Annotated in this window: 16 protein-coding genes; 10 read left to right on the top strand and 6 right to left on the bottom strand. The window is 69.6% G+C overall.

All coding sequences use genetic code 11. The features are described 5' to 3' along the window. Positions 1–75 precede the first annotated feature (75 nt). Complete coding sequence (locus CFP71_RS26510; protein WP_093936656.1) at positions 76–777, top strand: LPXTG cell wall anchor domain-containing protein; 702 nt, start codon at positions 76–78, stop codon at positions 775–777. Positions 778–845: 68 nt separating this feature from the next. On the opposite strand, the gene CFP71_RS26515 is transcribed toward CFP71_RS26510, so the two are convergent. Further along, positions 846–3,140, bottom strand: a complete 2,295-nt coding sequence (locus tag CFP71_RS26515) for a hypothetical protein (RefSeq protein ID WP_167406283.1) — start codon at positions 3,138–3,140, stop codon at positions 846–848. 92 nt (positions 3,141–3,232) lie between these two features. Between CFP71_RS26515 and ahcY the strand changes: the two genes are divergently transcribed. Then, positions 3,233–4,705, top strand: coding sequence for an adenosylhomocysteinase (gene ahcY / locus CFP71_RS26520; protein WP_093936658.1), 1,473 nt, complete (start codon positions 3,233–3,235; stop codon positions 4,703–4,705). 67 nt (positions 4,706–4,772) lie between these two features. Here the strand turns inward: ahcY and CFP71_RS26525 are convergent, their stop codons facing one another. Beyond that, the gene (locus CFP71_RS26525) at positions 4,773–5,807 is read right to left on the bottom strand and encodes a hypothetical protein (protein WP_093936678.1); all 1,035 of its coding nucleotides are present in this window, start codon (positions 5,805–5,807) and stop codon (positions 4,773–4,775) included. 250 nt (positions 5,808–6,057) lie between these two features. Here CFP71_RS26525 and CFP71_RS26530 point away from each other — a divergent pair, with 250 nt between their 5' ends. The 3 genes from CFP71_RS26530 (at position 6,058) to CFP71_RS26540 (ending at position 8,108) form a co-directional block, all read left to right on the top strand. After that, positions 6,058–6,627, top strand: coding sequence for a papain-like cysteine protease family protein (locus CFP71_RS26530; protein ID WP_093936659.1), 570 nt, complete (start codon positions 6,058–6,060; stop codon positions 6,625–6,627). Then, entirely contained in the window at positions 6,624–7,391 is a 768-nt protein-coding gene (locus tag CFP71_RS26535) for a hypothetical protein (protein ID WP_093936660.1), read from the top strand. The genes CFP71_RS26530 and CFP71_RS26535 overlap by 4 nt, the downstream gene beginning before the upstream one ends. Positions 7,392–7,475: 84 nt before the next feature. Beyond that, entirely contained in the window at positions 7,476–8,108 is a 633-nt protein-coding gene (locus CFP71_RS26540) for a dTMP kinase (RefSeq protein WP_167406285.1), read from the top strand. A 38-nt stretch (positions 8,109–8,146) separates the two neighbouring features. Here the strand turns inward: CFP71_RS26540 and CFP71_RS26545 are convergent, their stop codons facing one another. The 4 genes from CFP71_RS26545 to CFP71_RS26560 form a co-directional block, all read right to left on the bottom strand. Continuing rightward, the gene (locus CFP71_RS26545) at positions 8,147–9,250 is read right to left on the bottom strand and encodes an aromatic ring-hydroxylating oxygenase subunit alpha (RefSeq protein ID WP_093936662.1); all 1,104 of its coding nucleotides are present in this window, start codon (positions 9,248–9,250) and stop codon (positions 8,147–8,149) included. After that, positions 9,247–10,392 carry an N-methyl-L-tryptophan oxidase gene (gene solA / locus CFP71_RS26550; protein ID WP_093936663.1) on the bottom strand — a complete coding sequence of 382 codons (1,146 nt, stop codon included), beginning with the start codon at positions 10,390–10,392 and terminating at the stop codon, positions 9,247–9,249. The genes CFP71_RS26545 and solA overlap by 4 nt, the downstream gene beginning before the upstream one ends. Beyond that, on the bottom strand, positions 10,389–12,815 hold the full coding sequence (locus tag CFP71_RS26555) for a GcvT family protein (RefSeq protein WP_093936664.1): 2,427 nt from the start codon (positions 12,813–12,815) through the stop codon (positions 10,389–10,391). Before CFP71_RS26555 ends, solA begins: the two co-directional genes overlap by 4 nt. A gap of 254 nt (positions 12,816–13,069) precedes the next feature. Then, complete coding sequence (locus tag CFP71_RS26560) at positions 13,070–13,855, bottom strand: IclR family transcriptional regulator (RefSeq protein ID WP_093936665.1); 786 nt, start codon at positions 13,853–13,855, stop codon at positions 13,070–13,072. Between the two features lie 152 nt (positions 13,856–14,007). On the opposite strand from CFP71_RS26560, the gene CFP71_RS26565 reads away from it, so the two are divergent. From CFP71_RS26565 to CFP71_RS26585, 5 genes are all read left to right on the top strand, one after another. After that, positions 14,008–14,325, top strand: coding sequence for a bifunctional 3-phenylpropionate/cinnamic acid dioxygenase ferredoxin subunit (locus CFP71_RS26565; protein ID WP_093936666.1), 318 nt, complete (start codon positions 14,008–14,010; stop codon positions 14,323–14,325). Beyond that, the gene (locus CFP71_RS26570; protein ID WP_093936667.1) at positions 14,322–15,458 is read left to right on the top strand and encodes an NAD(P)/FAD-dependent oxidoreductase; all 1,137 of its coding nucleotides are present in this window, start codon (positions 14,322–14,324) and stop codon (positions 15,456–15,458) included. The genes CFP71_RS26565 and CFP71_RS26570 overlap by 4 nt, the downstream gene beginning before the upstream one ends. Positions 15,459–15,569: 111 nt before the next feature. Then, the gene (gene mtrA, locus CFP71_RS26575) at positions 15,570–16,247 is read left to right on the top strand and encodes an MtrAB system response regulator MtrA (RefSeq protein ID WP_005150760.1); all 678 of its coding nucleotides are present in this window, start codon (positions 15,570–15,572) and stop codon (positions 16,245–16,247) included. Positions 16,248–16,290: 43 nt separating this feature from the next. Next, positions 16,291–17,973 carry an MtrAB system histidine kinase MtrB gene (gene mtrB / locus CFP71_RS26580; protein ID WP_208636041.1) on the top strand — a complete coding sequence of 561 codons (1,683 nt, stop codon included), beginning with the start codon at positions 16,291–16,293 and terminating at the stop codon, positions 17,971–17,973. After that, positions 17,970–19,697 carry an LpqB family beta-propeller domain-containing protein gene (locus CFP71_RS26585; protein ID WP_093936669.1) on the top strand — a complete coding sequence of 576 codons (1,728 nt, stop codon included), beginning with the start codon at positions 17,970–17,972 and terminating at the stop codon, positions 19,695–19,697. Before mtrB ends, CFP71_RS26585 begins: the two co-directional genes overlap by 4 nt. Positions 19,698–19,890 lie beyond the last annotated feature (193 nt).

Below are 19,890 nucleotides of genomic sequence, written 5' to 3' on the forward strand. Positions count from 1 at the left end.
AGTCGACCTTCATCCCGCGAAAGAGGTAACCACGCTTCGCTCGTTTGTCCCCCGATCGGTACAGGAGAGCTCTGAATGCAGATCATGTCCGGACGGCGCGTCCGTTCAGCCGTCACCATCGTCGCGCTGGCGACCGCCGCCCTGCTCGGTACCGCCGGCTCGGCGCTGGCCTGCCACTCCGACGACGAACACGCCAAGCCGATCCCCGGCAAGGTCAGCAAGTGCGAGCAGGTCAAGGCCGGCGGCTCGGCTCTGTCCGACTCGGACTTCAAGTTCACCGGCGGCCCCGGTGAGAAGCGGCTCAACATCACCGGCCTCGCCGAGGGTGTCAAGGTGACCGCGATCGTCGTCCTCGGTGGCGACGACGGCTACAACGTCTACGAGCCGGGCAAGCGCAAGCTCTCCGACACCCCGCCGTGGACCGAGCTGCGCGCGCCGTTCAACCGCGACGGCAGCAAGGCGAACATCGACAAGTGGTTCGCGTGCGGCGAGAAGACCAAGCCGACCGAGCAGCCGAAGCCGTCCGAGCCGACGAAGACCACGACGGCCAAGCCGCCGACGACCGCTCCGACCACCACGGACAAGCCGTCGGAGACCTCCGCTCCGTCGAGCACCGCCGTCCCCGCCCCGAACGTCGGCGGTAACGGCGGCAACGGTGGCGGCCTCGCGGACACCGGTTTCGACAACGCCTGGCTGCTGTGGGCCGGTGGCCTGCTGGTCCTGGCCGGTGCCGGGGTCCTGGTCCTGCTGCGCGTGCGCCGCGGCAAGACCGACTGAAGCTAGTTCCAAGTACATGAAGGCCCCCTTCCTCGCGCCAGGCGCAAAGAAGGGGGCCTTCATGTACTTCAGCGCATCTGCGGGAAGTCCCCGAACAGCGATCCCTGTTCGCCCCAAGGGTTCGCCGGGCGGGGACGGCCGAGACCGGCGGCCATCGCGACGGCGTTGTCCCATTCGGCGTCGACGACGTAGTCCGTGTGCTTGAGGACGCCGGGGGCCCAGCGGTGGCGCCCGGTCGGCCCGCGCATCGGATCGGGCAGCCAGTGATCGCCGCCGAGCACCAGGACACCCTGGTCGTCGGGTTCCGCCGCCAGCGGCCCGGTGCCGCCGCCGGACAGGTAGCCGTCGCCCAGCAGTTTCCCGGCCACCACACGATGCCGCCACGTCGTGACGCCGCCGCCGAAGACGTCCGTGCCGCGGCACAGCGCGCGCCAGCGGCCGTCGAGATCTTCGTACAACCCGGCCAGTTGCGCCTGCGGCAGCATCGCGGGAAACGCGCGCTGGTAACCCCATTGCAGCGGCGAACCCGCGGTCAGCAGGCCGACGCGGTCACGGTCCTCCGGCGGGAGATCGGCGATCACGCGCGCGGCGGCGAGCACGGTCAGCAGGCTGCCGAGGTTGTAGCCGGACAGCACGACCCGCGTACCCGGATCGGCCAGATGTTCCTTGACCCGGTCCGCGAGTTCCGGGACGACCTTGAGCGCGTAACTCGGCGGAACGGTCGGGTGGGCGGCACGCGGCCAGAAGCACACGAGGTCCGCCAGCGCGCCGAGATGACGGCTGCGCGTGGGTTTCGTCGCGGCCGCGAACACCACGCGCAGCAAGCCCGCCGCCAGCGCGCCGAGCGCGAACACCCCGATCGCCGAGATCGGCGTGAACCAGCTCGCGAGCGGGCCGAAACCGAAGCGCAGCACGAGGAGCGCGCCGCCGCCCGCCGCCATCGCCAAGGCGACCGCGAGCGCGAGATGGTGCAGGTGCTTGCGTTCCCACGAGGCACGGGCCCAGACACGGGCCGCTTCCTCCTCCTGGGACTCGCTGATCTCCATCAGCGCGACGACCTCCGGGACACCGCGACGCAGCCGTCGCAACGGGACGGCCACCGCGAAGCCCAGCACCCCGAGCAGGAGGGCGAGCGCGAGCCCGGCGCCCCAAAGGACGGTCACCAGGACATAGGTGTCGGGCAGGCGGAGATCGTCCGCGCCGACCAGCTTCCGCAGCGCGACCGCGAGCCCCGCGCCGAAGCCGCCACCGAGCAGACCGGCGAGCGCGACGACGGGCGCCGCCGCCCAGCCGCCGAGCCAGGGCCGCAGCCGTCGCGGCATGTGCTTCCAGGTCGAACGGCCGAACAAGGCCGCGGGTACGAGGATCAGCGCGAACAGTACGGTCACCGCGACCATCGACGCGCCCAGTGCCTCGACCGTCCCGTCCGCTCCGCCGAGCCCGCCGCCCGAAAGCCCCGCGGGCAGCGGTGTCCGGCGCACGACGGCGATCCCGACCAGCGCGACGGCGAACCCGATCAGCCCGCCCCGGACCACCGGCCCGGCCGAGAAACCGACCGTCGAGGCCAGCAGCGAGGCGACGGCGAGCGCCAGCGCGCAGATCCAGACGATCAGGTCGAACGTCGTCGACGGCAGCCGGAACGGCCCGCCGAGCAACGGAAGCGCGACACAGGTCAAGGCGGCGACGGTGTGCAGCGTGCGCAGGCCCGGCGTCCGCGGCAGGTCCTGTGGTTGCAACGGGCTCGAACTGTGGGCGCGGTGCAACCGGTTCCGTGACCGCCAGTCCGACGACGGGATCCGGTCGAGCACGAAGATCAGCACCAGGAGCGGGACCACCCCGATCGCCGTCCGCAGCGGCGGGAAGTCCCGCAGGAACGACGGGACGCCGGACAGACAGCTCGAACCGGGCGCGAGGCATTGCGCGGCGAACAGGTCGAGCGAGACCACCGCGAGCTGGCTGATCAGCAGCATCGTGAGCAGCAGCGAGGCCACCCGCAGCAGCCCTCGGCAGGCCGCGCCGAGCGCCGCGGCGAAACGCTTGCCCTCCGGGACCGGCGGCAGCATCCAATGCGCGACGTTCGCGAGCGAGAACGGGAACAGCAGCGCCCAAGTCGCCTTCGCCGCGCCCCCCGACGTCATCCCGCTCCAGAGGTAGCCTTCGAGGATGCGCGGGATCGAACGGCCGAGCGCGGGCAGCACCGGACCGGGAGCGGGACGGCGCAGCCGGTCCGACGGCCGGATCAGCCTGCCGATCCCGTCGCCGGCGACGTCGACCACCGACGTCGAATCCAGCAGGCTTTCACCGCTCGTGCCCACTAGCCCGGGTACGCGTATTTCGACGACGCGGGTATCGGGACCCGGCATGACCACGGTGAAGGCCTCCAATCCGTCTCAGTGGGCTTTGAGCCGACAACGGTACTGTTCCGTTGTCATCCAACCTTGGAGGAAGCGCGCATATGACCCCCGAAAGCGTTGCCAAGCGGCACGACACCCGCAACGGCATCGAGTTCGCCGTCGCCGATCTCGAGGCCGCCGAGTTCGGCCGCAAGGAGATCCGCCTCGCCGAGCACGAGATGCCGGGCCTGATGGCGCTGCGCCGCGAGTACGCCGAGGTGTATCCCCTGCGGGGAGCCCGGGTTTCGGGCTCGCTCCACATGACGGTACAGACCGCTGTCCTGATCGAAACCCTCGTCGCGCTGGGCGCGGAGGTTCGCTGGGCCTCGTGCAACATCTTCTCCACGCAAGACCACGCCGCCGCGGCGATCGTCGTCGGCCCGCACGGCACGCCGGAGGAGCCCAAGGGCGTGCCGGTGTTCGCCTGGAAGGGCGAGTCGCTGGAGGAGTACTGGTGGTGCACCGAGCGGATGCTCACCTGGGACGGTGAAGGTCCCAACATGATCCTGGACGACGGTGGCGACGCCACCATGCTGGTGCACAAGGGAACCGAGTTCGAGAAGGCCGGTGTCGTCCCTTCCCCGGACGAGGACACTTCGGACGAGTTCCGTGTCTTCCTCCAGCTGCTGAGCGCTTCGGTCGCGGCCGACACCGGCAAATGGACCAAGATCGGCGAAGGCGTCCGCGGTGTCACCGAGGAGACCACGACCGGTGTGCTGCGGCTCTACCAGCTCGCCGCGGCCGGTGAGCTGCTGTTCCCGGCGATCAACGTGAACGACGCGGTGACGAAGTCGAAGTTCGACAACCGCTACGGCATCCGGCATTCGCTGATCGACGGCATCAACCGCGGCACCGACGTCCTCATCGGCGGCAAGGTCGCGGTCGTCTGCGGCTACGGCGACGTCGGCAAGGGTGCCGCGGAATCGCTGCGCGGCCAGGGCGCGCGGGTGGTCGTCACCGAGATCGACCCGATCTGCGCGCTCCAGGCGGCGATGGACGGCTATCAGGTCAAGAAGCTGGAGAACGTCCTTCCCGAGGCCGACATCATCATCACGACCACCGGCAACAAGGACGTCGTGCTCGTCGAGCACATGGCGCGGATGAAGCACCAGGCGATCCTCGGCAACATCGGCCACTTCGACAACGAGCTCGACATGGCCGGCCTCCAGCGTTACCCGGGCATCCGGCGCATCAACATCAAGCCGCAGGTCGACGAGTGGGTGTTCCCCGATGGCAAGAGCATCATCGTGCTGTCCGAGGGCCGCCTGCTGAACCTGGGCAACGCGACCGGGCACCCGTCGTTCGTGATGTCGAACAGCTTCTCCAACCAGGTGATCGCGCAGATCGAGCTGTTCACCAAGCACGAGGAGTACGACAAGGAGGTCTTCCGCCTCCCGAAGAAGCTCGACGAGAAGGTCGCGAAGATCCACCTCGACGCGCTCGGCGGTGAGCTCACGAAGCTGACCAAGGAGCAGGCCGAGTACATCGACGTGGACGTCGAAGGCCCGTTCAAGACCGACCACTACCGGTACTGAGCCGCTGCTATGAAAGGTCCTTTCCTTGCAAATTTCGCAAGGAAAGGACCTTTCATAGCGCGTCGCGCTACTCCCACTCGACCTCGATGCCGGCCAGTCCCGGTCCGGCGTCGCTGAAGAAACCACTGGTCACGCCGCCCATGTCGCAGGGCAGCTCTTCGGACTCGACGGGCACGGCGTCGTCGCGCGTCCGGAACTGCCGCGTGCAGCGGGCGGGCAGCGCGCCGAGCGCGAACTTCAGCTGCACCAGGTAGCTCGAGCACTGGTCCCGCAGCATCCGGAAGTACCCGGGCGACGCGGCGCCGGAATCGTCGTGGACCCCGAAACAGAACACGTGGATCTCGCCCTCGGCGAGCTTCCGATCGAAGAGCAGCTCGGTGGCCATGGTCTCGGCCTCGGCGTTGCGCCGGATCCGGCCGACGCGGCAGCCCTCGGCGGTGACCAGTTCGACGTCGCCGATGTCGCAGCCAGGGTCGCCGTTGTAGACGGTGACGTACCGGTCCGGCCCGTGGCGGCGCGCCCGGCACACCAGCCGGGTGTGCAGCGCGACCTGCCGGTGCGCGGCGTCGAAGGTGATCGTGTCGTGCACCGACAGCATTTCGAGGTCGGCGTTGTAGCGGTTGGACGACGGGTACGCGCCCAGTTCCGCCAGCAGCTGGTCGACGATCGAACCCATGTCGCCGGACCGGATGTCGTGGAACGACGCGGCCATCTGGTGCCCGCGCGCCCGCGCCGTCCGCGGCCCGATCAGCACGACGAGCGCGTCCGCGGGCAGTTGCAGTACCGATTCCAGCGCGCGCACCGCGGGGAGCGCCTTGGGCACCTCCGGCTGGCGCAAGCCGCGCTGCCAGTAGCTCAACGTCGACTGTCCGATTTGGACACCGCGTAGCCCGAGGTGGGCGCGGAGCCTGGCCAGGGAGAGTCCGCGGTAGGCGATCGCCTGCCGGAGCGCGTGATGGAATTCGCCGCTGCGAAGGGCCTCGACGAGCTCTTTGGGCAAGGATTCGAGCGATTGACGGCGCGTGCCGTCGATGATCGTCGGGGTGTCAACGTCCGAGGCAGGCTTTCCTGCCGAGAACGTGTCGGCACCGTCTCGTGTCACCGCTCGTCCCTTCACCAGACCAGTGTGTGCGCTGAGCGTGAACACCGCGGAACGTTCACGGTAGCAGCGCACTGTGAACACTACGTCCCCCGTTCGGGGTGGTTGACCCCGGAAGAGTGACCGTTCCGGGGTGTGGAAACGCCCCGGAACGGTCCGTTCCGCCGAGTGCCCATCTTGCTCTGTGTGAGCCTGCTGTTCACCGTTGTGACCACATTGGTTCGCCATGGTGACCAGGAGGCCCGTCGTGCCTGTGTTCTCGAACAGGGTTTGCGCCGCCGGCGCCGCGAGTCTCGCGGCGTGGCTGGCGATCCAGACCCCGGCGAGCGCGCTGCCCCAGCCGCCTGCCCGCCAGAACACCATCGCGATGCAGGTGCAGGAGAAGTCCCAGTGGTGCTGGGTGGCTTCCGGCAACACCATCGCGGCACACCACGGTGTGACCGTCACCCAGAACGAATTCTGCCGGATCGCCCACGGTGAGCGACGGCGGGAGTGCGCCGACGAGCCGGGAACGCTGGGCGACGTCCGGCGCGCCTTCGGCAAGCTCGGCTTCTCGGCGCCGGGGAACTACCTCAAGGGCCGCATCCCCTACGCCGACGTCCAGGCGCAGACCGGTGCGGGGCGCCCGGTGCAGACGCGGGTCGGCTGGGCCGCGGGCGGTGGCCACATGCACGTCCTCTACGGCCACGACGCCGGCCGGAAGTGGGTCTCGTGGGGGGATCCACTGCCCACCGGGAACCGCTACAACTGGTCGACCTACGACTTCTACGCCGGGAACAAGTCCTTCACCTGGACCCACACGCTCACCGGGATCCGGCGATGAGCGCGCGGCGGTACCTCGGGCTCGCCGGGCTGGTCGCGGTCGCCCTGCTGATCTCGGCGCCCGGAGCGCGCGCGGACAGCCTGTCGAGTGAAGATCTCGCGGCCGCGAAGGCGGCTGCCGACGATCCCACTCTGCGTGCCGAAATCGGCCGCTTCCTCACACAAACGGGTGGTTCGGGCCACGCGCCGTCGGTGAGTGTCGTCGACGAATCCTTCCCGGTTTACGAGCTTTCGAGGGACTTCGTCGCCGGTGACGGCGCGATCGCCGGGCAACTCGCCTACGTCGCCGTCCCCGTGACGGCGTCCGACGGGCAGACCGCGACCGTCTGGTCGGTCCGCGGCGACGACGGCGCCTGGCGCGTCGGCAACATCGCGTCGGGTGACCGGGAAAGCGAACTGGCCCGGCGGCTGCCCGCCGGTGCGACCCTGCTCCACGAGCCCCAGGTCGACGCCTGGTACGCGCTGCGCGACGGCCGGGTGACGCTGCTCGACTCCGGCGCCAGCGGCTACGCGGCCGGTGCCACGGCCACCCTCGCTGAGTACCAGCGGACGGTCTCCGGCCGGTATGGCGCGATGCTCGCGAACTCGCCGTACGCCCAAGAAGGCAAGGCCGGTGGCTACAACGCCCAGGTGATGCCGCGCGGCGACGGCGGCCCCGCGCCGGACGCGCAGGACACCGGTTTCGTCCCGCTGCTGATCTTCGGCGGCCTGCTGCTGATCTGTGTCGCCGGCTTCTTCCTGCACTCGAAGAGGCGCGTCCCCTAGCGGACCGGTGGGCTGGACGTGAGCTGACCCGTCCGGCCCGCCGGTCGACCACCTCGCCCTATCCTTGGCCGCGTGGGTCGACTCGTGGTTATCGAAGGTCTGGACGGTGCGGGCAAGCGCACCCTCGCCGACGCGCTGACCGGCGCGCTGAACGCCGCCGGGGCGAGCGTCGCGTCCATCGCGTTCCCCCGCTACGGCGAAAGCGTGCACGCCGACCTGGTGAAGGAAGCGCTGCACCGCGGGCACGGCGACCTCATCGACTCCGTGTACGGCATGGCGCTGCTCTACGCGCTCGACCGCCGGGGCGCGGCCGACGAGATCCGCGCCCGGCTCGGCGATCACGACGTCGTGCTGCTCGACAGGTACGTCGCGTCGAACGCGGCGTACGGCGCCGCCCGGCTCCATCAGGGCGCGGACGGTGAGTTCGTGCGCTGGCTCCGCGAACAGGAGATCGACCGGTTCGGCCTGCCGGTGCCCGCCGCGCATCTGCTGCTCCGGGTCACCGCCGACGTCGCCGCCGACCGCGCGCAGCGCCGCGCCGCGAGCGACGCCGACCGCGCGCGGGACTCCTTCGAGACCGACGACTCGCTCCAGAAGCGGTGCTCGGTGGTCTACGACGAACTCGCCGCGGCGGGCTGGCTCGCACCCTGGCACGTTCTCGACGGCGTCGCCGGTGTCGACACCGCCGCGTTGGCCGCCGAACTCCTCCGCGTTTAGTCCTCTGGATGCGGTACTTGCGTGCGCATCTACCGCGTTTAGTCCTCTAGATGCGTGCGTAGCCAGGCGTGGAACTCGCCGATGTGATGCTCGGACGGCATCAGCACCCCGCCGCCGCGGTAGGCACGGGACGCCATCGCGGGCTGGCAGCGTTCACAGGCGTCGAAGTCCTGCTCGTTGACGCGGTGGAACAGTTCCACCGAGCGCGACACGTCACGCCCCGACGCGACGACGTCGGCCGAATAGAGCCAGTCGCATTCGACGACCGTCCGGTCCGGCGCGAGCGGGTACATCCGGTGGAAGATCACGTGATCCGGCACCAGGTTCACGAACACCTGCGGCCGGATGGTGATCGCGTAGTACCGCCTGTCCTGCTCGCTCGCGACACCGTCGAGCCGCTCGAAACCCGAACCGCCGTCGATGGTGAACCCCTCGACGTCCTCGCCGAATCCGGCGCCGTGCCCGACGTAGTACTGCGCCGCGTACCCGTCGGCGAACTCCGGCAGCACCTCGGTCAGTTCGGGATGGATCGTCGCGCAGTGGTAGCACTCCATGAAGTTCTCGACGATCAGTTTCCAGTTCGCCTTGACGTCGTAGGTGATCCGGCGCCCGACCGAGAGCCCGTCGAGGCCGTAGCGCCCGATCGATTCGAGATCGCCCAGCCGTTCCCGCACCGCGCCCTCGACGTCGGCCTCGAACGACGGCGGGTCCGCGGCGAGGCAAACCCACGCGTAGCCCAGCCATTCCCGCAGGTGCACGGTGTGCAGCCCGTACTCCGCGCGGTCGATATCGGGGAGGTTCGCGAGGTTCGGCGCGGCGATCAGCTTGCCGTCGAGCCCGTACGTCCACGCGTGGTATGGGCACTGAAACGCGCGCTTCACCGTGCCCGTCGCTTCGGTGCACAGCCGGGCGCCACGATGGCGGCAGACGTTGAGGAACGCCCGCAGCCCGCCGTCCCGCCCCCGGCCGACGAGCACACTTTCGCGTCCGATTTGGACAGTCCGGTAGTCGCCCGCCGACGCCAGGTCCGCCGAACGTGCGGCGCAGAACCACCGGCGCTCGAAGATCTTTTCCTGCTCCGCCGCGAAGATCGCGGGATCGGTGTAATACCCGCCGCCCAGCGTCGGGATGAGACTCGTCATCTCGACGCTCCCATCAGTCGCGCGGGGTCGAACAGCGCGATCGGATGCTCGGTGGTGCCGTCCACCACCAGGTCGGCGAGCACCTCGCCGACCACCGGGACGAACTTGAAGCCGTGCCCGGAGAACCCGCAGGCGACCACCACGCGGTCGTGCGCGGGATGGCGGGCGATGACGAAATGCTCGTCCGGGGTGTTCGTGTACAGGCAGGTCGCCCCGCGCAGGAACGCGCCGGGCAGCGACGGCATCTTCCGGCCGACGAACTCCGCGATCTCGCCGACCTCTTCGGCGTGCACCGTCCGGTCGATGGTCTCCGGCGTGCAGGGCTCGCCGCCGCGGAAGAACGCGACCTTCACGCTCCCGGCGTCGTCGTGGGAGGGGAAGCCGTAGAACTGCCGTCCGGTTTCGCCTTCCCAGACGTAGATCGGATGCCGTCCGGCGCGGAACGGTCCCGCCCCGCCCGACGGCGCGAACCAGTACTGGACCTGGCGTTCGATCGTGAAGTCGACGCCGAGTTCGGCGAGCAGCCCCGGTGCCCAGGCGCCGGGGCAGATCACCAGCTGCTCCGCGGTGTAGAAGTTCTGCGCGGTCCCGACCCGGACCCCGGTGGATGTCTGCCGCCACGAAAGGACCTTCTCCTCGTGGTGCAGATCCGCCCCGGCCCGCGCGGCGAGCTGCAGGTGCGCAGCCACGCTGCCTTCCGGAACCACGAAACCGGCGTTCTCCTCGTACAGCGCGATCTCGTGGTCCGCCGGGTTCATCGTCGGGAACCGGCGCCGGATCTCCGCCGCGTCCAGGAGTTCGTGCGGCAGCTCCCATTTCCGGGCGCTGGCCAGGCTGCCCGACACCGTCCGCGAGCCGGGGTCGCCGAGCATGATCCCGCCGCAGCGGGTGAAGATCTTCCGGCCCGAGTCCCGTTCGACGCCCTCCCACAGTTCGTGCGCCCGCAACAGAAGCGGGACGTACGCGGGATCCTCGAAGTACGCCTGCCGGGTGATCCGCGAGCCGCCGTGGCTGGACCCGAGGTTGTGCACCGGCGCGAACTGGTCGATGCCCAGCACGCGCCGCCCTCGCCGGGCGAGCCGGTACGCGGCCGCGCTGCCCATCCCGCCGAGGCCGATGACGATGACGTCGTAATGGGTCATGCGGCGCTCCTGATCCGGGTCATGCCGGGGTCGAACAGCGGTTCGTTCGCCACGACGGCGGGGATCCGCTCACCGAAGTACTCGATCTCCAAAGGGGTTCCCGGCACCGAGAGCCCGGCCGGAAGCCAGGCGTACGCGATGTTCTTGCCGACGGTGTAGCCGTACGCGGCACTGGTGACGTACCCGGCGGGACGGCCGTCGGCGTACACCGGTTCCTTGCCGAGCACGACGGAATACGGATCGTCGATCGTGAGACAGGTCAGCTTCCTGGTGGCCGTCTCCGCCGAGCGGCCCGTCAGCGCGTCCCGGCCGATGAAGTAACCCTTGTCCATCCGCACGGCGAACCCGAGACCGGCTTCGTACGGGTCGTGCTCGGCGGTGACGTCCGTGCCCCACAGCCGGTATCCCTTCTCCAGCCGCATACTGGAGAACGCCTCCCGCCCGGCGGCGATGATCCCGTGCTTCTGACCGGCGTCGGCGAGCGTGTCCCACAGTTCGCGGCCGAGATCGGCGCTCGTGTACAGCTCCCAGCCGAGTTCGCCGACATAGGACAGCCGCATCGCGGTGACCGGTACCAGGCCGACGTGCGCTTGCCTGGTCTTGAAGTACCCCATCGCCCGGTGCGAGAAGTCCGTTGTGGACAGTGGCTGCAGAACCGCTCTGGCGAGCGGGCCCCAGAGACCGATACAGCAGGTGCCGGGCGTGGTCTCGTGGATCTGCGCGGCGCCGTCGCCGGGGAGATGCCGCCGCAGCCAGTCGATGTCGATGGCGCTGTTGACACCCACCTGGAACCGGTCGGTGCCGAGCCGGGCGACGGTCAGGTCGCTACGCACGCCACCGTCCTCGTCGAGCAGCAGCGTGTAGGTGACCGAACCGGGTTTCTTGTCGAGCTGGTTCGTGGTCATCGTCTGCAAGAACGGCAACGCGCCAGGGCCGGTGACTTCCACGCGTTTCAGCGACGTCATGTCGAACATAGCGACCCGCTGCCGCGCGACCAGCGCTTCGGCACCGCCGATCGGGGACCAGTACCGCGCGGCCCAGCCGTCGCGCTCCGGCACGAGGTCGACCTCGGGAAGGTTCGCGTTCGCCTCGTACCAGTGCGGCCGCTCCCAGCCGCCCGCTTCGAGGAAAAACGCGCCGAGCGCCTTCTGCCGTTCGTAAAAGGGACTCGTCCGCAGCGGCCTCGGATCTTCCATGGGCTGCAAGGGATGGACGATGTCGTAGACCTCGGCGAAGCTCTGGCAGCTGCGCGCCATGACGTAGTCCGGGGCCAGCTGCGCCCGCTCGAACCGGGCGAGGTCGCAGCCGTGCAGATCGTCGCCGGGCTGCCCGTCGACCAGCCAGCGCGCCATCGCCCGCGCGACCCCGGCCGAATGCGTGATCCAGACGGCTTCGGCGACCCAGAACCCGTCGAGATCCGGGTGTTCGCCCAGGAGCGGCATGCCGTCCGGAGTGAAGGAGAACAGGCCGTTGATGCCCTCCTCGACCTTGGTCTCGCCGAGTGACGGCAGCAGGTCGACGGCGGCGGCCCAGGAATCCTCGAAGTCGGCGGGCGTGAACGCGAGTTCCGAGGGCATGCCCTCGCCGGCGCCGATCTCCTGAGGAGGTACCGGCATCGGCCGGTGCCCGTACGCGCCGATGCCGATCCTGTCGCCGTGCTCACGGAAGTAGAGATCGGCGTCCTGATGCCGCAGGATCGGCCGGGTTCCCTCGGTGAAGCGGGGCAGGGGACTGGTGCGCGCGTACTGGTGCGCCATCGGGACCAGCGGGATAGTGAGGTCCACCAGTTCGCCGAGCAACGGGCCCCACATCCCGGCGCACGAGACCACGATGTCCGCGCGGAAGCTCCCGGTCCCGGTGGTGACACCGGTGACCCGGCCGCCCGCCCGCTCGACACCGACGACCTTCTGGCGCGCGAGGAACCTGGCACCGCGCGCGATCGCCCGGCGGGCCTGCGCTTCGGCCGCCCGCAGGGGTTCGGCCAGGCCGTCGGAGGGGATGTGGAATCCGCCGAGCACCTTGGCCTGGTCGAGCATGGGATGCAGCGCGGCGCATTCGCCCGGCTCGATCAGCCTGCTTTCGACCCCCGACGCGGCCGCCCAGCCGTGCCGCCGCTTGAGATCGGCGAGCCGTTCCGGGGTGGTGGCCACCTCCAGGCCGCCGACCGGCCGGAAACAGGGGCCGCCGTCGAGGTCGAGCGCGCCGTACTTGGCGACGGTGTACCGGGCGAACCCGGTCATCGTGCGGCAGGCGTTGGTCTGGAAGACCAGGCCGGGCGCGTGCGAGCTGGAGCCGCCGGTGGTGAACAGGTCGCCCTGGTCCAGCACGGTGAGGTCGGTCCAGCCACGTTCGGTGAGTTCGTCGGCGAGCGCGCAGCCGACGATGCCGGCGCCGATCACGACGACGCGGGGTCCGGAGGGCATGGTGCGGGGAACCTCCTGCCTGCCCGGTTCAGTCCACAAAGGACACGGGCATCGGGGTGACAGGCACTGTTGCGGATGAGGCACGTTGTTCCGTCTTCAGCAACAAAGTGCGGCACGTGCGGGCGTGCTGTCAAGAGCCCGAAAAGGTCGCCCTCTTCAAGGGGGCGCGTGCAATGAAAGGCCCCTTCATCGCAAAATTTGCTATGAAGGGGCCTTTCATTGCACGAGCGGAGGGTGTGACCGGGCCGGTCGGCTCACTCCGTGAAGTACCCGAGCTGTCCCGAGAGGTCCGTGGCGGCCTCGGCGAGCGGCCGCACCATCTGCCGCACCCGCTGTTTCGAAAGCCGGTACGACGGACCGGAAGCGCTCATCGCCGCGACGACGTCCCCGCCGGGGCCGTGCACCGGCACCGCGACCGCGTGCATCCCCAGTTCCAGCTCCTCGAAACAGGCCGCGTACCCGTCCTCGGCGACGCGCTCCAGTTCCGCTGTCAGCTCGTCCGGATCGACCGTGGTCCGCGGCGTGAACCGTTCGAGTTTCCGCCGGAGCAAGCGTTTGCGCTCGGGGTCGGCCATGTACGCGAGCAGCACCTTCCCGCTGGACGTCGCGTGCAGGGGCGTGCGCTGGCCGGTCCAGTTCTGCGTGGTGATCGCGGCCGAGCCGCGGGCCTGGCTGACGTTGATCGCGACCCCGTCGTCGGCGATCGCGATGTTGACCGTCTCGCCGAGCGTCTCCGCCAGGCCCTGGCAGGTCTGCCTGCCCAGTTTCGCCAGGTCCATCCGGCCGGTGGCGGCACCCGCCAGCCGGACGACGCCGAAGCCGATCGCGTACTTGCCGCGTTCCCCGAGTTGCTCGACGAGGCCGCGGTTCTCCAGGACGCTCAGCAGCCGCGAAGCCGTCGATTTGTGCACGCCGAGTTCGCCCGCGATCTCGGTGATCCCCGTTTCCCCGTTGCGCGCCAGCAGTTCCAGCACGCTGATCGCGCGGTCGACGGATTGCACCTGGCTGGGCGTTGCGTTCCCCGCGTCCTGGTTCCGCATGACGCAACAGTAGCCGTTTCGCCGGGATCCGTTCGGCTGAGTGGGCGAATCCCTTGACGCACCGGCCCCTCGAGGGTGATTGTTGCGCAGAGCACGTCTCGTCTCGTAATACGCAACATCGACAACCGTCGGTCCTTTCCCCGGAGGCCCCGATGATCCGTGCCTGCTCCGTCTCCGAACTTCCCGAGGGCGAAGCTCTCCGCCTCGAAGGTCCCGTGCCTGTTTCGGTCTTCCACTCCGAGGGCGGTTTCTACGCCCTGGACGACACGTGCAGCCACCAGGACGCGTCGCTCGCCGACGGCTGGATCGAGGACTGCTTCGTCGAATGCCCGCTGCACGCCGCCCGGTTCGATCTGCGGACCGGCGTCCCGGACTGCCTTCCCGCGAAGAGCGCCGTGCGCACGTACCCGGTCGTGGTCGCCGACGGGGTGATCTACGTGGACACCGGGGTAAGACAGGACGTCGCTTGAGAACGGTCGCCGTCGTCGGCACCTCGCTGGCGGGACTCCGTTCGGCGCAGGAGTTGCGCGCGCGGGGATTCGGCGGACGGCTGGTGATGATCGGCGCCGAACCGCCGTACGACCGGCCGCCGTTGTCGAAGGATTTCTTGCTGGGCAAGGTATCCGCCGAGGATCTCGCGCTCGCCGGGCAGGACTGCCTCGACGGGCTTGACGCCGAATGGCGGATCGGTGTCCGTGCCGAAAAGTTCGGTCGCGAAGGCGTGACACTCGCCGACGGCACCACGATCACCGCCGACGGCTATGTCATCGCGACCGGAGCGGTGGCCAGAACCCTTGGCGCGGCGAGGAATCTGAAAGGCGTTCACACCCTGCGGACGCTGGACGACGCCGTCTGCTTGAAACAGGATCTCGCCGCCGGCCCCGTTTCGGTGGTCGTCGTCGGCGCGGGATTCATCGGCGCGGAGGTCGCGTCCGCCTGTCGCCTGCTCGGCCACGACGTCACCGTGATCGAGGCGATGCCCGTCCCGCTCGCCCCGGTCCTCGGCGCGCGCATGGGCGTGGTGTGCGGGGAACTGCACGCCGAGAACGACGTCCGCTTGATCGCGGGCGTCGCCGTCGCCGGGTTCGCCGGGACCGAACGCGTCACCGGTGTGCGGCTCGCCGACGGCCGGGAGATCCGCGCCGATCTCGTGGTCGCCGGAGTCGGGGCGCGGCCCGCCACCGAATGGCTGACCGGCTCCGGGCTCGCCGTCGACGACGGGGTGCTCGTCGATTCCGGCTGTGTCACAGCGAATCCCCGGGTGATCGCGGTGGGTGACGTCGCGCGGTACCGCTGCCGTCTGCGCGGAAGGGGTGTCCGGTCGGAACACTGGACGGCGGCGAACGAGCAGGCGGGCGCCGCTGTCGAGAACCTGCTCGCCGGTGTGACCGTCACGCATTTCGCACGACACGGTTACTTTTGGTCCGATCAGTACGGACGGCGGCTCCAATTCGCCGGAGTGGCCACGGAAGACGTGCGGATCGTCGAAGGCGACGTCGCTTCGAAGCGCTTCGTCGCGACCTATCACCGCGGCGACGTCCTGGCCGGTGTCTTCGCGATCGACTCCCCGAGGCCGTTCACCAAGCTCCGACGCGCCCTCTAGGGCCCGAAGACCCTACTCGGATGGAGCAATTTGCCCGATTCGATGATCTTTCTGGTGGTCACATCGCCGGGTCGCGCGCTCGCGCGGGGAAACTAGTGCGAACATAGGTTTATGAAGGCACGTGTTCTGGTCGTCGACGACGACCCTGCTCTCGCGGAGATGCTCACCATCGTGCTGCGTGGGGAGGGGTTCGACACAGCCGTCGTGGCCGACGGCTCACGAGCGCTGCCCGCGCTTCGTGAGCTGAAACCGGACCTGGTCCTCCTCGACCTCATGCTGCCCGGGATGAACGGCATCGACGTCTGCAAGGCGATCCGCGCCGAGTCCGGCGTGCCGATCGTGATGCTCACCGCCAAGAGCGACACCGTCGACATCGTCCTCGGGCTCGAGTCGGGCGCCGACGACTACGTGGTCAAGCCCTTCAAGCCGAAGGAACTCGTGGCCCGCGTCCGCGCCCGGATGCGCCGCACCGAGGCCGAGCCCGCGGAGTCGCTGACGATCGGCGATCTCGCGATCGACGTCCCCGGGCACGAGGTGACCCGGGAGGGCAAGGCCATCCCGCTGACCCCGCTGGAGTTCGACCTCCTGGTCGCGCTCGCCCGCAAACCGCGTCAGGTGTTCACCCGCGAGGTACTCCTCGAACAGGTGTGGGGCTATCGCCACGCCGCCGACACCCGGCTGGTGAACGTGCACGTCCAGCGTCTGCGTTCGAAGGTGGAGAAGGATCCGGAGCACCCCGAGGTGGTGCTGACGGTCCGCGGTGTCGGGTACAAGGCCGGCCCGCCGTGATCACCCCATGAGCGGACGCTTGCGAAAGCTTGCCCAAACCACGATGCGCCATGCCCGGCGCATCGTGGTTTTCGTGCGCCGCAAGGTGGTCTCGTTCAACGAGCTGTGGCGGTATTCGCTCCAGTTCCGGGTCACGGTGTCCACGCTGGCACTGTCGTCGGCCGTGGTGTTCGTGCTGGGCATGGTGCTGCAGAACCAGATCACCGACCGGCTGATGGAGACCAAGCAGAACGCGGCGATCGCGCAGACCCGGGCGGTCGTCGAGACCGCTGCCAGCGAGCTGGTCGGCGTCGGCACCGAAGGCACGGAAGCGCTGACGGCGCGGATGAACAACGCGCTCAAGAAGATCTCCAGCACGACGAGCTCACCGGACGGCGCGGGATCGACCGCGGGCACCTTCGAACCGGTGCTCGCCGCGGGCGGCCGCGACCAGTCGAGCAAGCCGGTGGCCGCGGGCCCTTATGACAAGGTGCCTGTCCGGCTGCGCCAGTTCGTGGAGACCGAGCAGCTCAGCTGGCTGATCCACACGGCCACCGAAGCCGACGGCGGCAAGACGACGTATCTGATCGTCGGCGCGCCGGTGAGCACGATGATCAACCCGCTCCAGCTCTATCTGCTGTACCCGCTCACCAGCGAGCAGAACACCGTCTCGACCGTGCAGAACACGCTGCTCGTCGGCGGGCTCGTCCTGCTCCTCCTGCTGGCCGGGATCACGAACCTGGTCACCCGGCAGGTGGTCCGGCCGGTCCGGCAGGCCGCCGCGGCGGCCGAACAATTCGCGGACGGGGACCTCGACCAGCGCCTCGCCGTGCTCGGCGAAGACGATCTCGCCAAACTCGCCGTGTCCTACAACGGGATGGCCGCGAGTATCCAGCGGCAGATCCGCCAGCTGGAGGACTTCGGCGGGTTGCAGCGCCGGTTCACCTCCGACGTCTCGCACGAACTGCGCACTCCGCTGACCACCGTCCGGATGGCCGCCGACGTGCTGCACGCGTCGCGCGAGCAGTTCCCCGCCGGGCTCGCCCGGTCCACCGAGCTGCTGGTCGACGAACTCGACCGGTTCGAGGCCCTGCTGGGCGACCTGCTGGAGATCAGCAGGCTCGACGCGGGTGTCGAGGAGCTTTCGGCCGAGCTGATCGACGTCCGGCCGATCGCGACCAGGGCCGTCGAACAGGTCCGGGTGATCGCGGGCAACGCGGGCAGCTCCGTCGAGCTGATCCTGCCGGACGAGGAGGCGCCCGCCGAGGTCGACGCGCGCCGGGTCGAACGGATCCTGCGCAACCTGCTCGCCAACGCGGTGGACCACAGCGAAGGAAACCCGGTGGTGCTGACGCTGGCGGTCAACGAGACCGCGATCGCCATCACCGTGCGAGACCGTGGCGTTGGGCTCCGGCCCGGCGAGGCGGAGCTGGTCTTCAACCGGTTCTGGCGGGCCGACCCGTCCCGCAACCGCCGCACCGGCGGCACCGGGCTCGGCCTCGCGATCAGCCAGGAGGACGCCCGGCTGCACGGCGGCGTCCTCGACGCGTGGGGCGAGACCGGTCACGGCGCCTGCTTCCGGCTCGTGCTGCCGCGGCAGCAGGACACGCCGATGGGGGAGAGCCCGCTGGTCCTGCCCCCGCCCGATCACAAGGCGACCGATCCGCACGGCTCGTCGTCGGGACTGCTCGAAGTCCGCCCGGCGCCCGACGCGATCCTCGCCGAGCCCGAGGAGGTCGGCCGGTGAAGCGGCTGCTGACCCTGCTTGCGGTGTTCCTGCTGGTCGCCGGCTGCGCGAACATCCCGCTCGAAACCCAGCCCGCCGTCGTCCCCGGGGACAAACCCGGGCAGGCGCCGGTGGACGTCCCCGAACCGGCGGACGGGCTCGACTCGCTGACCGTCGTCCGCCAGTTCATCCGCAACTCCGCGACTCCGGGCACGGCGAACGCCGACGCGCGGGTCTACCTCGACGACGAGGCCCGGCGCAACTGGAAGCCGTCGCCGGGACTGACGATCATCGACAACACCTTCGGCACCGTTTACGACACCGGGACGCCGACCGGGAACCCGGACGAGCAGGTGGTGAACGTCCGCGGGTTCAAACTCGGCAACCTGAGCCCCGACAGCGCGTTCATCCCGGTGAAGGCCGAGTACTCGCAGCAGTTCAAGCTGCGGAAGCAGCAGAACGGCCAGTGGCGGATCGTGGACCCGCCGCAGGATCTCGCCGTCACCGACGCGGACTTCGCGACCAACTACTTCCGGGTGCCGATCAGCTTCTACTCGCCCGACTCCGGCACCTTCGTCCCCGACCTCCGTTACGTCGCGGCGAAACCGCAGGCCGGGCTGCCCGGCCGGGTGATGGACCTGGTGCTCCAGGGGCCGTCGGAAGGGCTGAAGGGCGCTGTCAAGGACCTGCTGAACGACCAGGTCACCACCGAGACCAACGTGCGCAGCACCGACGACGGGACACTCGACGTCGCCCTGACCGGGATCGGCGGGGCCAGTCTCGTCGACCGGAACCTGATCGCGGCGCAGATCGTCCTCTCGTTGCAGACGGTGACCCTGAGCCGGATCCGGCTGCTGGCCGACGGCACCGCGCTGGTGCCGGAACACGAGTACTGGCGCTCCAGCGAACTGCCGAACTACAACGTGGACATCGCGCCCAACTCGGAGCTGCTGGGCCTGATGACGGTGAACGGACGGGTCCGGTCGCTCGGCGACGGGCAGCCGGTCGGCGGGCCCGCGGGCAACGGCGGCTACAAGGTCGTCAGTGCCGGGCAGTCCGTCGACGGCAAACGGCTCGCCGTGGTCGAGGAACGCGACGGCAGGCAGTGGCTCCGGGTCGGCGACCTGGGCCGCGATCTCGCTTCGGTCGACCTGTTCGGCGGCAGCCTGAGCCGCCCCACCTGGCGCCCGGTCGCCCGCGGCGGCGGGCTTTCGGGCGAGGTGTGGACAGTCGTCGACCACAACACCGTCGCCAGGATCACGCTCGCCGCGGACGGCCGCTGGGTGAAGGCCGGCGTCGACGCGACCCTGCTCACCGGGCTCGGCCAGATCACCGAACTGCGCCTTTCGCGTGACGGGTCCCGGCTGGCCGCGGTGGTCAACGGGCAGCTCGTGGTCGCCTCGATCGTGCGGACGGCGGACTCGGTGGCGCTGCGGGCGCCGCGCAAGCTGCAGGAACGCGACCTCAAGGACGTCGTCGACGTCGACTGGGCGACCCAGGACCACCTGATCGCCGCGACCTCGTCGAGCTCGCTGCCGGTGGTCAAGGTGCCGCTGGACGGACAGCGGATGGACACCTTCAACAGCTCGAACCTGACCCCGCCGGTGCACGGCGTCACCGCGGCGCCGAGCAGGCAGAACCTGGTCGCGGACGCGGGTGGGCTGTGGGTCGCCTCCGAACTGGGCGAGGTCTGGCGGCCGCAGGCGCACACCGTCACCGACGCGGACCCGTTCTACCCGGGCTGAGCTTCCGGGGCGGTGCCACGTTCGCCGGCCCGCTCCCTGAAGCGGGGCCACGTTCGCCGGCTCGGTCCGTGAAGGCCTCCTTGCCTACCCTGAAGGTAGTGAAGGAGGCCTTCACCACCTCCAGGGGCGCCACGTTCGCACCGGCCGCACCAGTAGCCACAGCGGCCGCGCCCAGAAGTACATGAAGGCCCCC

This window comes from Amycolatopsis thailandensis, assembly GCF_002234405.1.
In the GTDB taxonomy this organism is placed as follows: domain Bacteria; phylum Actinomycetota; class Actinomycetes; order Mycobacteriales; family Pseudonocardiaceae; genus Amycolatopsis; species Amycolatopsis thailandensis.

What these genes read in the sequence shown, in the direction of transcription:
- CFP71_RS26545 (WP_093936662.1), bottom strand. Translation starts at nt 9,250, where the DNA reads ATGACGAGTCTCATCCCGACGCTGGGCGGCGGGTATTACACCGATCCC.
- CFP71_RS26510 (WP_093936656.1), top strand. Translation starts at nt 76, where the DNA reads ATGCAGATCATGTCCGGACGGCGCGTCCGTTCAGCCGTCACCATCGTC.
- CFP71_RS26515 (WP_167406283.1), bottom strand. Translation starts at nt 3,140, where the DNA reads ATGCCGGGTCCCGATACCCGCGTCGTCGAAATACGCGTACCCGGGCTA.
- CFP71_RS26560 (WP_093936665.1), bottom strand. Translation starts at nt 13,855, where the DNA reads ATGCGGAACCAGGACGCGGGGAACGCAACGCCCAGCCAGGTGCAATCC.
- CFP71_RS26535 (WP_093936660.1), top strand. Translation starts at nt 6,624, where the DNA reads ATGAGCGCGCGGCGGTACCTCGGGCTCGCCGGGCTGGTCGCGGTCGCC.
- CFP71_RS26555 (WP_093936664.1), bottom strand. Translation starts at nt 12,815, where the DNA reads ATGCCCTCCGGACCCCGCGTCGTCGTGATCGGCGCCGGCATCGTCGGC.
- CFP71_RS26565 (WP_093936666.1), top strand. Translation starts at nt 14,008, where the DNA reads ATGATCCGTGCCTGCTCCGTCTCCGAACTTCCCGAGGGCGAAGCTCTC.
- mtrB (WP_208636041.1), top strand. Translation starts at nt 16,291, where the DNA reads ATGCGCCATGCCCGGCGCATCGTGGTTTTCGTGCGCCGCAAGGTGGTC.
- mtrA (WP_005150760.1), top strand. Translation starts at nt 15,570, where the DNA reads ATGAAGGCACGTGTTCTGGTCGTCGACGACGACCCTGCTCTCGCGGAG.
- ahcY (WP_093936658.1), top strand. Translation starts at nt 3,233, where the DNA reads ATGACCCCCGAAAGCGTTGCCAAGCGGCACGACACCCGCAACGGCATC.
- solA (WP_093936663.1), bottom strand. Translation starts at nt 10,392, where the DNA reads ATGACCCATTACGACGTCATCGTCATCGGCCTCGGCGGGATGGGCAGC.